The organism is Marinobacter sp. L-46, from assembly GCF_056859535.1.
This window is the reverse complement of sequence record NZ_JBSXOP010000045.1, coordinates 1-12,355: the sequence shown is the minus strand read 5'-3', so window position 1 is coordinate 12,355 and position 12,355 is coordinate 1. Positions and strand designations below refer to the sequence as shown.

Genomic DNA, 12,355 nt, shown 5'->3' with positions numbered 1-12,355 from the left:
TCCGTCATCCCCGTTACTCTTTTCCCACCTTCATTCGGGACGACGAGACGAGGAATCGCCCATGTTGAAGCCCACGCTTAAAAAAGTTCTGATCGCCAACCGTGGCGAGATTGCGGTGCGTATTGTCCGCGCCTGCGCCGAGATGGGCATCCGCTCGGTGGCGATTTATACCGAGCCGGATCGCTACGGCCTGCACGTGAAGCGCGCCGATGAAGCCTACTCACTGGGCGAAGACCCCCTGACCGGCTACCTGGACCCGGCGCGGATTGTGAACCTGGCGCTGGAGACCGGCTGCGATGCCATTCATCCCGGCTACGGTTTTCTGTCGGAGAATGCCCGCTTTGCCCAGCTGTGCGAGCAGCACGGGATTACCTTTATTGGCCCCAAATCCGATGTTATCCACAAGATGGGCGACAAAACCCAGGCCCGGGACAGTATGCGGGCGGCCGGTGTGCCCATCACCCCGGGTTCCGAGGGCAACCTGGCAGACCTGGATCACGCGCTGAAGCTGGCCAACGAGATCGGCTACCCGGTGATGCTGAAAGCCACCTCCGGTGGTGGTGGCCGGGGCATTCGCCGGTGTGATTCTCCGGAAGAGCTGAAAACCCAGTACCCGCGGGTGATCTCCGAGGCCACCAAGGCTTTCGGTTCGGCCGAAGTGTTCATGGAAAAATGCATTGTGAACCCGCGCCATATCGAGGTTCAGGTGCTGGCTGACAGCCACGGCAATGCCATCCACCTGTTCGAGCGGGACTGCTCCATCCAGCGCCGCAACCAGAAGCTGATCGAGATCGCCCCCAGCCCTCAGCTTACCCCGGAACAGCGCCAGTACATCGGCGGCCTGGCGGTAAAGGCGGCGAAAGCGGTGGGTTACGAGAACGCCGGTACGGTGGAGTTTCTGCTTACCGGCAACGAAGTCTACTTTATGGAGATGAACACCCGGGTGCAGGTGGAGCACACCATTACCGAAGCCATCACCGGGGTGGATATTGTCCGGGAGCAGCTGCGCATCGCCGCCGGCGAACCTCTGAGCTACCGGCAGGAGGACATTTCCTACCGGGGTTACGCCCTGCAGTTCCGGATCAATGCGGAAGACCCGAAGAATGACTTTCTGCCCAGCTTCGGCCGCATTACCCATTATTACGCACCGGGCGGCCCCGGCGTGCGGGTGGATACGGCCATCTATACCGGCTATGAAATTCCGCCCTACTACGACTCCATGTGCCTGAAGCTGGTGGTCTGCGCCCTGACCTGGGACGAGGTGATTGCCCGGGGCAAGCGGGCGCTGGATGACATGCGTCTGCACGGCATTACCACCACCGCCAACTATTACCAGCAGATCCTGGACCATCCGGATTTCCGGGCCGGGGTGTTCGATACCAGCTTTGTGCCGAGCCACCCGGAGCTGCTGAACTATTCCGCCAAACGTCATCCCAGTGAAATTGCCCTGGCCATTGCCGCCACGATCGCAGCCCATGCCGGCTGGTAATCCGCAGGAGGATTGAACATGAGTAACGCCAAGAAAATTGCCAAACGAATTGAAGTATCCGACGTTATCCTTCGTGACGCGCACCAGTCCCTGATTGCTACCCGCATGCGCACCGAAGACATGCTACCGATCTGCGACAAGCTGGACCAGGTGGGTTACTGGTCCCTGGAAGTCTGGGGCGGCGCCACTTTTGATGCCTGCGTGCGTTTTCTGAAGGAAGACCCGTGGGAGCGCCTGCGCCAGCTACGCCAGGCCCTGCCCAACACCCGCCTGCAGATGCTGCTGCGGGGCCAGAACCTGCTGGGTTACCGGCATTACGCCGATGACGTGGTGGAAGCTTTTGTGCAGAAAGCCGCCGACAACGGTATTGATGTGTTCCGGGTGTTCGACGCCCTGAACGATCTGCGCAACCTGGAAACCGCCATGAAAGCGGTGAAAAAAGCCGGCAAGCATGCCCAGGGCACCATTTGCTACACCACCAGCCCGGTGCACACTCCTGAGCTGTTTGTCGAACAGGCCCTGCAACTGAAAGACATGGGCGCGGATTCCATCGCCATCAAGGATATGGCCGGCCTGCTCACCCCCTATGCCACCTTTGAGCTGGTGAAAGCCATCAAATCCGCCGTCGACCTGCCACTGGTGATTCACAGCCATGCCACCGCAGGCCTGGCGGCCATGTGCCAGTTGAAAGCCATCGAAGCCGGTGCCGACCGGATTGATACCGCCATTTCTTCCTTTGCCAACGGCACCAGCCATCCGGCCACCGAATCCCAGGTGGCCGCCCTGAAAGGCACCGACTACGACACCGGGCTGGACCTGGAACTGCTGAGCGAAATTGCCGATTACTTCCGGGAAGTGCGCAAGAAGTACCATCAGTTCGAAAGCGAATTCACCCGGGAAGACGTATCGGTACAGATCAACCAGGTGCCGGGCGGCATGATGTCCAACCTGGCCAACCAGCTGAAGGAGCAGAATGCGCTGGACAAGATCCGGGATGTGTTCAGCGAGATCCCCCGGGTGCGGGCCGACCTGGGCTACCCTCCGCTGGTAACACCCACGTCCCAGATTGTCGGCACCCAGGCGGTGTACAACGTTCTGGCTGGCCAGCGTTACAAGACCATCACCAACGAAGTAAAGCGCTACCTGCAGGGCGGCTACGGCCATCCGCCGGCTGAGGTGAATGCGGATATCCAGAAGAAAGCCATCGGCAATGAAAGCGTAAACGAAGGCCGGCCGGCAGACCTGCTGAGCCCGGAGCTGAACAAATTGCGAGAAGACATTGGTAGTCTGGCCAGCTGCGAGGAAGATGTGCTCACATACGCCATGTTCCCGGACCTCGGCCGGGAGTTCCTGCAGCAGCGCAAAGACGGCACCCTCAAGCCGGAAGAACTCCTGCCGGCCGAGCACAAGGGCCGTGACCGCATGGGCACTTCTGTGGCCACCGAGTTCCGCATTGACGTGCACGGGGAAACCTACGAAGTCGCCGTTACCGGCGTAGGCGCATCCGGCCCCGGAAAGCGCAAGCTGTACCTGTCGCTGGACGGCATGCCCCAGGAAGTGGTGTTCGAGTCGCTGAACGAATACGAGGCCTCAGCCGGCGGTAGCGGCCGCAAGCAGGCCACGGATCCGGGCCATGTCACCACCACCATGCCCGGCAATGTGGTGGATGTACTGGTCAAGGAAGGCGATACTGTCGCCGCTGGCCAGGCGGTGATGATCACCGAAGCCATGAAAATGGAAACCGAAATTCACACCAGCGTGGACGGCACCGTGCAGGCGGTTTACGTCACCAAGGGCGACCGGGTTACTCCGGGCGAAGTATTGATCGAGATTGCCTGACCGGCAGGAGGAAACACTATGGACCACATTGTTCGCGGCGTACTGGATTTTCGCAAGAACGTTTACCCGGAGCACAAAGACCTGTTTGGCGCCCTGGCCGACAGTCAGAACCCGGATGTTCTGTTCTTCACCTGTTCCGATTCACGCATCGACCCGAACATGGTGACCGGCTCCAACCCCGGTGACCTGTTCATCTGCCGTAATGCCGGCAACGTGATCCCGCCCCACAGCAACGAGACCGGAGGCATGACCGCTTCCATCGAATATGCTGTGGCGGTGCTCGGCGTGCGACACATCATCGTCTGCGGCCACACCGACTGCGGTGCCATCAAAGGTGCACTGGATATCCCGGCCCTTAAGGGCCTGCCGCACGTAAAGGAATGGCTGGGCCATTGCCGTTCCGCCATGGAAATCGTTCGTGAACGCCATGGCATTGACGGTGACACGCCGCTGGATCCGAAATACCTGAACGAAGCCATTGAGGAAAATGTGCTGCAGCAGGTTCAGCACCTGCGCACGCACCCTGTGGTGGCGGCCAAGCTGGCTACCGGAAAGATCGAGATTCACGGCTGGGTGTACGATATCAAGTCCGGCAACATTCGTTGCTGCGGGCGGGATAGCATCGAGTTCAAGAATTTCGATGACTATTATGCGGAGACGATTGCTCGGGTTGCTGAGGCCTGACGTCTTTGTGTGGTGTTTGGGCGGGGTTTGGGCGGGGTGGGGATACCTTCCCTCCGGGAAAAAAGAACTCGCTTCGCTCAGACATCTTTTTTTCCTGCGGGAAGGCATCCCCACCCCACCCTTTCTAACTCTTAGCTAACATCCCGATCAGGCCAGTACGGCCCAGAGGTCGTGCTCGTCGGCATGTTCTACTACCGCCTGGACAATCTGGCCTGGCTGCAGCTCGGTCTCGCCATTGAGGTAGACCATGCCGTCGATTTCAGGGGCGTCGGCCTTGGAGCGGCCGATGGCGCCTTCTTCGTCTACTTCGTCAATCAGCACATCAATGGTCTTGCCGATCTTCGCCTGCAGGCGGGCAGCTGAGATTTCTGCCTGTTTGGCCATAAAACGGGCCAGGCGCCCCTCCTTCACTTCTTCCGGCACGGCACCTTCCAGCTCGTTGGCTTTCGCGCCCTCTACCGGGCTGTAGGTAAAGGCGCCCACGCGGTCGAGCTGGGCTTCGTCCAGCCAGTCGAGCAGGTACTGGAAGTCTTCTTCGGTTTCACCGGGGAAGCCGACAATGAAGGTGGAACGGATGGTCAGTTCCGGGCAGATCTCCCGCCACTTTTTGATGCGCTCCAGGGTTTTGCTGTCGTGGGCCGGGCGCTTCATGGCCTTGAGCACGTTCGGGCTGGCGTGCTGGAAAGGGATATCCAGGTACGGCAGGATCTTGCCTTCCGCCATCAGAGGAATAATGTCGTCCACATGGGGGTACGGATATACGTAGTGCAGGCGAACCCACACGCCCATGTCACCCAGCGCTTCACACAGGGACTGCATCTTCGTTTTAACCGGCCGGCCCTGCCAGAAACCGGTACGGTATTTGATATCGACACCGTAGGCAGAGGTGTCCTGGGAGATCACCAGCAGTTCCTTCACGCCTGCATCCACCAGGCGCCTGGCTTCGTCCATCACATCACCAATGGGACGGCTGACCAGCTTGCCGCGCATGTCCGGGATGATGCAGAAGGTGCAGCTGTGGTTGCAGCCTTCGGAAATCTTCAGGTAGGCATAGTGGCGCGGGGTCAGCTTTATGCCCTGGGGCGGCACCAGGTCCACAAAGGGGTCATGGTCTTTATTCGGGGGCACAAACTGGTGCACCGCGCCTACCACTTCTTCATAAGCCTGGGGGCCGGATACCGCCAGCACACCGGGGTGGGTTTCACGGATTTTGTCTGCTTCCACGCCCATGCAACCGGTTACGATGACCTTGCCATTCTCGCTGATGGCCTCGCCGATGGCGTCCAGGGATTCCTGCTTGGCGGCGTCGATAAAGCCGCAGGTGTTTACCACCACGATGTCGGCGTCGTTGTAGGTGGGCACCACGTCGTACCCGTCCAGGCGCAGCTGGGTAAGAATGCGCTCGGAATCAACCAGTGCCTTCGGGCAACCCAGGCTGATAAAGCCGACTTTTCGGCCCTTGGCGGTGTTTTCTGTTTTCTCGGTCATAACGGTTCTGCAGGAATCCCGGAGCAAAGCTCCTGATGAATGTAGGCGGCGATTTTACCTCAGCGGAATTGCAACTGCAGCACTATCCGGTTACCGGTAGCGGGTGGATAGTACGGATCACAGCAGAAAATCCGGGTCATTCTGTGAACCATGGTTCAGATTTAATTCATAAATTTGCAATACTATGCATTAACACCCTTGCTGATCACAATTTGAGCAACTACACTCTCCCAGCAATCAAACACCTGTTCGGAAGTCATCTATGGGAAAGGCAACACATCTGGAAACTGCATTCGCCAGAAGGGTTCGGGTCAAGCCCGTCGCTGCACGGCACAACCTGCGTAACCAGCAGCGGGTGGATGTGTCTGCCGACATATTGATTGAACGAGCGGACGGCAGCCGTCTTGACTGCAAAATTGCCAACCTTTCCCGCTCCGGTGTGATGATATCCTGCTCACAGGACACTGCCCGGACACTGCTACCCGGCCTTATCCCGCCGGCTCCCGGCCAGTCGCTGGAAGTAACCACCCGTTTCAGCGTGCCGGTATTACCCACCCAACCGGTTGCCGTGGTAGCCGAAGGCAATATCGTACACATGCGCCGCGTTGCCAGGGACGAGTTTCATCTGGGCATCCGTTTCTGCGAATTTGAAGGCAACGGCTTTGATTATGTAGACCGTTACGTGGCCAAGCTGCTGGCAGGAAGCTGACCGGCATACCCGCCGGACTGCCCGCGAGTCGCTATATTTTTAGAACAAGAAGTTCTTTTTGCCCATCTTCTTATTCCATATTGCCCTCTGATATAGTCGGTTTTCTGAGTTAAAGCCCTTACTGGCCTTTGCGGCAACGGAAAACCATGACCACATACAACCTCACCCATCTCAAGCAGCTGGAAGCGGAAAGCATCCACATCATCCGGGAAGTGGCGGCCGAGTTCGACAACCCGGTTATGCTGTATTCCATCGGCAAGGATTCCGCCGTGATGCTGCACCTGGCCCTCAAAGCCTTCTACCCGGGCAAGCCCCCCTTTCCCCTGATGCACGTAGACACCACCTGGAAATTCCGGGAGATGATCGAATTCCGTGACAAGCAGGTGAGCCGTTACGGGCTGGATCTGATCGTGCACACCAACGAAGAAGGCGTGAAGCAAGGCATAGGGCCGTTCACCCACGGCAGCGCCAAGCACACCGACATGATGAAAACCCAGGCCCTGAAACAGGCTCTGAACAAGTACAAGTTTGATGCCGCCTTCGGTGGCGCGCGCCGGGATGAAGAGAAATCCCGGGCCAAGGAGCGGGTGTATTCGTTCCGGGATGAACACCACCGCTGGGATCCAAAAAACCAGCGCCCGGAGCTTTGGAATATCTACAACGGCAAGGTCAACAAGGGCGAAAGCATTCGCGTGTTCCCGCTGTCGAACTGGACCGAGCTGGATATCTGGCAATACATCTACCTGGAAAACATCGACATAGTGCCCCTGTATTTCGCCGCCGAGCGCCCGGTGGTGGAGCGCGACGGCACCCTGATTATGGTGGACGACGACCGCATGCCACTGAAAGAAGGCGAAAATCCGGTGATGAAATCGGTGCGGTTCCGGACCCTGGGCTGCTACCCCCTGACCGGCGCCATTGAATCCGGGGCCAACACGCTGCCGGAAATTATCCAGGAAATGCTGCTGGCCACCAGCTCCGAACGGCAAGGCCGGGTAATCGACCACGATTCCGCCGGCTCCATGGAACAGAAAAAGCGGGAAGGGTACTTCTGAGATGTCACACCAGTCTGAACTGATCGCCGACGATATTCTGGCGTACCTGAAACAACACGAAAACAAAGAGCTGCTGCGCCTGCTCACCTGCGGCAGCGTGGATGACGGCAAAAGCACCCTGATTGGCCGCCTGCTGCACGACACCAAAATGATCTACGAAGATCACATGGCCAGCCTGAAAACGGACAGTGCCAAGATGGGCACCACCGGTGAAAAACTGGACCTGGCCCTGCTGGTCGACGGCCTGCAGGCCGAGCGTGAACAGGGCATCACCATTGACGTGGCCTACCGCTACTTCAGCACCGACAAGCGCAAGTTCATCATTGCCGACACCCCGGGCCACGAGCAGTACACCCGCAACATGGCCACCGGCGCCTCCACCGCGCAACTGGCGATCCTGATGATCGACGCCCGCCACGGCGTAATGACCCAGACCCGCCGGCACTCGTTCATCGCCTCGCTTCTGGGCATTCGCCACATTGTGGTGGCGGTGAACAAGATGGACCTGGTGGACTTCAGCGAACAGCGCTTCAATGAAATCCGCGACGAATACCTGGCCTTTGCCACCAAACTCGGCCTGAAGGATGTCCGCTTTGTGCCGATTTCCGCCCTGGACGGCGACAACGTGGTGAACAAGAGTGAGAACACGCCCTGGTTCACCGGCCAGCCTTTGATGGAAATCCTCGAAACCGTGGAGGTCTCCCGGGACAAAAACCTGGAACACTTCCGCTTCCCGGTGCAGTACGTCACCCGCCCCAACCTCAATTTCCGGGGTTTCTGCGGTACCGTCGCCTCCGGCGTGATCCGCCCGGGCGAAACCGTGATGGCCCTGCCCTCACGGCGCACCAGCAAAGTGAAGGAAATCGTCACCTTCGACGGCAACCTGAGCGAAGCCTACATCGACCAGGCCGTGACCCTGACCCTGGAAGACGAAATCGACATCAGCCGTGGCGACATGCTGGTGAAAGCGGACGATGAGCCGGAAGTTCACAACCGCTTTAACGCCAACATTGTCTGGATGACCGATGCGCCGCTGGAAACCGGCCGCCTGTACGACATCAAGCTCGGGCCCACGTTTACCTCCGGCACGGTGAAAAAGATTCACCACCAGACCGATGTAAACACCCTGGAACAGAACCCGAACCCAAGCCAGCTTCAGCTCAACGAAATCGGCCTGTGCGAACTGACCCTGAACCAGCCCATCGCGTTCGACGCCTACCAGCGCAACCACGCCACCGGCAGCTTCATCGTCATCGACCGCCTAACCAACGTAACTGTCGGCGCCGGCATGATCGCGGGCCTGGCCGATGGGCTGGAATCGCTTGATCCGGTTACCCCGAAAGAACGCGAACGCCGCCTGGCCCAGAAACCGGCCATCATCGCCTGCACCGGCAAACAGGCCCCACAACTGGCCCTGGCCGTGGAGCGCGCTTTGTTTGACCAGGGCAAGACGGCGGTGGTGGTATCCGAAGAAAACACCGGCGACGCCGACGAGCGCCGGCGCGTGGCCCAGCTGCTGACCTCCCATGGCCTGGTGGCTGTGGCCGTGAACCTGGGCACTGACATTGCCAATGCCAGCGTTTCTGCGGAGTCTGAGGCGGACATTCCTTCTGCCGTTGCCGGGCTCTTGCAGGAACTGGCTCGGAGTCAGCGGGTTTAAGCTTGGAGTTTGGCTTCTTGTACTGATTCCCCTACCTTGGCGGGCGGGCTTGCCGGGGTGGGGGATGGTTTTTCTTTGGAAAAACAACTCGCTTCGCTCAGACATCTTTTTCCGGCAGAAAAACCATCCCCCACCCCGACGCCGGCAGAGATTTGTAGTGGTACACTGTAAGAACGTTTTCAGGTTGGGAGCCCAAGGATGACTGCTATTACAGCTATTGATGAAATGACTGATATTGAGAAAGTTCGGACTATGGAGCAGCTCTGGCAATCTTTGACGGTAAACAACCAGTTGCCCGAGCTCCCCGAATGGCACGGCAGGGTGCTCGCAGAACGCGCTCAAGCCGTTAAAGAAGGCCGGGTGCAATACACCTCTCTGGCCACTTTGAAGGAGCGTGGCCCAGGGCGATGAAACACAGGGAGGTAAGGCTCACGGAGAGAGCAATTCAGGACATTGAAAACGCTGCAAAGTTCTACGACCAGATCGAGTATGGACTGGGTGCATATTTCTTCGATTCAATCATTGCTGACATAGAGTCTCTGGAATTTTTCGGCGGGCTCCATCAGAGACGCTTTGGCTACTACGCCAGTCCCGCTAAACGCTTTCCCTTCGTAATCTATTACGAAATTAACGAACAGTTCGTTGACGTTATTGCAGCTCTCGACACAAGAGCAAATCCAGCAAACCTAGAACACCGCCTCAATCGTTAGCCGAAGAAACCAACGTTGAGCTACGCCGGTCGTGGGGTGGTGGTTTATTTTTCTGCCGGAAAAAGATGTCTGAGCGAAGCGAGTTGTTTTTCCAAAGAAAAATATACCACCACCCCGCGACCCGCCCCCACAACTCGAAAGCTACAATGAATCCCACGCCGATACATGGCAAAATCCCCGCCCACCAAGATTAACCACAGGAGCTGAATAACATGGCCATCAAACACCTGCGCACCGCCTTCGCCAGCCAGTACCAGCCGGGCCAGCCCGCCCGCCTTGTTGCCGGCGAGGCCCTGCAGGAGCCCGGTGGCGATTACGAAGCCCTGCACAAACAGATGAAGCGCCTGTTCAACAGCAAACCCGGCAAGAAATACGGCCGCTTCTCGGACGACATCGGCGAATGCCCCTTCAGCGCCTGGCTTAAAGACTACCTGGAAGACAAACAAACCTTCGCAGCCATGACCGACCGCCTGTTCGGCCAGTGGCAGGAACTGCTCAACGGCAGCCAGGAAGAGTTTGACGGCCACCTGATGGTGGTGCACGACGCCCTGGCAGATTCGGAAGTGGTGTACCTGTTCATCCTCGAAACCGACGGCGCCATGCGTTTTGACGGCAGCCAGAAACTGGACGCCACGGACGTGCTGAGCCTGTCACGCCTGAACCTGGCAGTGAGGATCGAGCTGGATGAGTGGCGCAACGAAAACTCCAGCGACAACTACATGACCGTCGTCCACGCCCGAGGCACCGGCGACCCCGGCGAATTGTTCCTGCGCCTGTGCGCGTTCACCAACAGCGTGGATGTGGAAAAGGAAACCATGACCTTCCTGGACGCGGTGGAAGCCTTCGCCAAGTCCAGCGAACCGGAAAAGGCCGGTGAAGTCCGCGCCAAGGCCTACGAATTCTGCAAAGACCAGCACGCCCTCGGCGAGCCAGTGGCCATCGAGGCGCTGTCCAGTTACCTGGACGAAAGCCAGCCTGAGCGCTTCAAGGAATTCGCAAGCAAGAACGCAGAAATGCCCGAAACCGGCGTGCTGCATCCGGACCACCGCAAGGTCAAAAAACTGGTGCGCATTGCCGGCTCTGGCGGGGGTATGAGCGTGTCTTTCTCTTCTGACCTGGTGAACCAGGCCGTTTACTACGACCGTGACAAAGACGCCCTGACCATTACCCGCCTGCCCAAGGCTCTGCGGGAGCAGCTGCAGCGGTACCTGGAAGCCCGCGAGGACTGAGTTGTGCTTTCCTAGCCTGCTGGTTTTGGGGGCGGGTCGCGGGGTGGGTGAAGGATTCCTTCTCCACGTACTCATGCAGCCGCAGTGTCATACGGAATCCGTCCACCATCTCCGGTAGCTGGGGCCTGAATGTTGTCTTGCAGGCCCGGCAGGTGTATCGGCGGCGGACCACCCAGAGAGTGACCCGCTTGCCGAACCGTACGAACTCACCCTGCACGCCGCATTCCTCGCAGGCGATGGGATCGGGCACGTCCACCTGGAAGTGCATTTCGTCGTCGGTTGATTTGCAGCCCAGTACTTGGTATTGCGGCAGGTGAAGGATGTTGTCGGGACGTTCGGTCATGGTGTTGTATAGGCGTAGGTGTCAGTCAGATCCATCCGGCTCGGCATTGGTGTTTGCTTTTTTACCCAACAAGCTGCTGGAAACGAAAAGTAAGGCACCGAGGACAATTGCAATATCAGCCAGGTTGAAGGCCGGCCAATGCCAGTCTCGCCAATAGAAATCGAAGGAATCCACAACATAGCCGCGAAAGACCCGGTCAATCAGGTTGCCCATGGCGCCACCGAGGATAAGACTGTAAGCGATGGCTTCTCCTTTATGACGATTTTCAAGGATCAGGTTGATCAGAAAAATCGAGACCACTACCGCGATTCCGATAAAAAAGTAGCGCTGCCAGCCTCCACCATTCGCAAAAAGACTGAATGCGGCACCGGTGTTCCATAGGTGCACCCAGTTAAAGAACGGGGTCACCGAAACATACTCGCCATAGGCCATTGATTGCTGCACCAGCCACTTTACAGCCTGATCAGACGCTGCCAGCAGGCCCGATATGGACAATAGGGCATACGGCGAGAGCTTTTTGCCAATAATGAGCATTATTTAACCCTTCAACGCCAAAATGCGTCTGGCACCGTTAAGTACAATGCCCCCCGCGATGGTGCCGATAATCAGATCCGGATAATTGGAACCGGTCCACGCGACCAGGGCGCCGGCGGTGATGACCCCCAGGTTGATCGCCACGTCGTTGGCCGAGAATATCCAGCTTGCCTTCATGTGCGCCCCGCCTTCCCGATGTTTGGATATGAGCAGCAGACAACTGGTATTGGCAATCAATGCGACGAATGCGATAGCCATCATCACCAGCGATTCAGGCTCACTACCGAATACAAAGCGCCTCACGACCTCTACGAGTACGCCAACAGCCAAAACCAGTTGGACCACACCAGCAACGTGCGCAACACGGACCTGCCTTTTCACGCTATGTCCAACCGCATAAAGGGCAAGCCCGTACACCGCCGCATCGGCAAAATTGTCCAGGGATTCTCCAATCAGGCCGGTGGACTGGGCGATCAGACCGGCAGTCATTTCCACCACGAACAGAAGTGCATTGATGCCGAGCAACCAGCGCAGGGTCCCGGATTCTTGCTTAGCAGAAGCTGCCGAAAACTCGGCGGCCTTGATGGTCTCCGGATTTGCAGCGACGGTTTCCTG

12 protein-coding genes and 1 pseudogene are annotated in these 12,355 nt (G+C 58.2%); 9 read left to right on the top strand and 4 right to left on the bottom strand.

Features of this window, described 5'->3' with window-relative positions:
• The first annotated feature begins 61 nt into the window (after positions 1 to 61).
• The 3 genes from AC13DJ_RS05045 to AC13DJ_RS05035 are packed head-to-tail and all read left to right on the top strand — an operon-like array spanning position 62 to position 4,012.
• Positions 62 to 1,489 (top strand): acetyl-CoA carboxylase biotin carboxylase subunit, encoded by a 1,428-nt coding sequence (locus AC13DJ_RS05045; protein WP_476131096.1) that lies wholly within the window; start codon positions 62 to 64, stop codon positions 1,487 to 1,489.
• A 36-nt stretch (positions 1,490 to 1,525) separates the two neighbouring features.
• Positions 1,526 to 3,328, top strand: coding sequence for a sodium-extruding oxaloacetate decarboxylase subunit alpha (gene oadA / locus AC13DJ_RS05040; protein WP_476131124.1), 1,803 nt, complete (start codon positions 1,526 to 1,528; stop codon positions 3,326 to 3,328).
• An 18-nt stretch (positions 3,329 to 3,346) separates the two neighbouring features.
• A complete protein-coding gene (locus AC13DJ_RS05035; protein ID WP_058341316.1) occupies positions 3,347 to 4,012 on the top strand; it encodes a carbonic anhydrase in 666 nt (221 codons plus the stop codon).
• A 147-nt stretch (positions 4,013 to 4,159) separates the two neighbouring features.
• Here the strand turns inward: AC13DJ_RS05035 and rimO are convergent, their stop codons facing one another.
• Complete coding sequence (gene rimO / locus AC13DJ_RS05030) at positions 4,160 to 5,500, bottom strand: 30S ribosomal protein S12 methylthiotransferase RimO (protein ID WP_476131094.1); 1,341 nt, start codon at positions 5,498 to 5,500, stop codon at positions 4,160 to 4,162.
• Between the two features lie 262 nt (positions 5,501 to 5,762).
• Between rimO and AC13DJ_RS05025 the strand changes: the two genes are divergently transcribed.
• The 6 genes from AC13DJ_RS05025 to AC13DJ_RS05000 all read left to right on the top strand — a co-directional run bounded on the left by AC13DJ_RS05025 (position 5,763) and on the right by AC13DJ_RS05000 (position 10,863).
• Positions 5,763 to 6,209 carry a PilZ domain-containing protein gene (locus AC13DJ_RS05025; protein WP_476131092.1) on the top strand — a complete coding sequence of 149 codons (447 nt, stop codon included), beginning with the start codon at positions 5,763 to 5,765 and terminating at the stop codon, positions 6,207 to 6,209.
• Between the two features lie 146 nt (positions 6,210 to 6,355).
• A complete protein-coding gene (gene cysD / locus AC13DJ_RS05020) occupies positions 6,356 to 7,264 on the top strand; it encodes a sulfate adenylyltransferase subunit CysD (protein WP_199457155.1) in 909 nt (302 codons plus the stop codon).
• Between the two features lies 1 nt (position 7,265).
• A complete protein-coding gene (cysN, locus tag AC13DJ_RS05015) occupies positions 7,266 to 8,924 on the top strand; it encodes a sulfate adenylyltransferase subunit CysN (protein ID WP_482934022.1) in 1,659 nt (552 codons plus the stop codon).
• Between the two features lie 198 nt (positions 8,925 to 9,122).
• Positions 9,123 to 9,335: an addiction module protein gene (locus AC13DJ_RS05010; RefSeq protein WP_482934021.1), complete on the top strand. Its 213-nt coding sequence runs from the start codon at positions 9,123 to 9,125 to the stop codon at positions 9,333 to 9,335.
• Positions 9,332 to 9,634 carry a type II toxin-antitoxin system RelE/ParE family toxin gene (locus AC13DJ_RS05005; RefSeq protein ID WP_482934020.1) on the top strand — a complete coding sequence of 101 codons (303 nt, stop codon included), beginning with the start codon at positions 9,332 to 9,334 and terminating at the stop codon, positions 9,632 to 9,634. The genes AC13DJ_RS05010 and AC13DJ_RS05005 overlap by 4 nt, the downstream gene beginning before the upstream one ends.
• A 212-nt stretch (positions 9,635 to 9,846) precedes the next feature.
• Complete coding sequence (locus tag AC13DJ_RS05000; RefSeq protein ID WP_482934019.1) at positions 9,847 to 10,863, top strand: nucleoid-associated protein; 1,017 nt, start codon at positions 9,847 to 9,849, stop codon at positions 10,861 to 10,863.
• Between the two features lie 34 nt (positions 10,864 to 10,897).
• Here the strand turns inward: AC13DJ_RS05000 and AC13DJ_RS04995 are convergent.
• From AC13DJ_RS04995 to AC13DJ_RS04985, 3 genes and pseudogenes are all read right to left on the bottom strand, one after another.
• Positions 10,898 to 11,206 (bottom strand): annotated as a pseudogene (locus tag AC13DJ_RS04995) (ISL3 family transposase); the annotation flags it as partial.
• A gap of 21 nt (positions 11,207 to 11,227) precedes the next feature.
• Positions 11,228 to 11,740 carry a signal peptidase II gene (lspA, locus tag AC13DJ_RS04990; protein WP_089140475.1) on the bottom strand — a complete coding sequence of 171 codons (513 nt, stop codon included), beginning with the start codon at positions 11,738 to 11,740 and terminating at the stop codon, positions 11,228 to 11,230.
• A gap of 3 nt (positions 11,741 to 11,743) precedes the next feature.
• Positions 11,744 to 12,355: cation efflux transmembrane domain-containing protein (locus AC13DJ_RS04985; RefSeq protein WP_482936973.1), on the bottom strand; the 612-nt coding region annotated here is incomplete at its 5' end.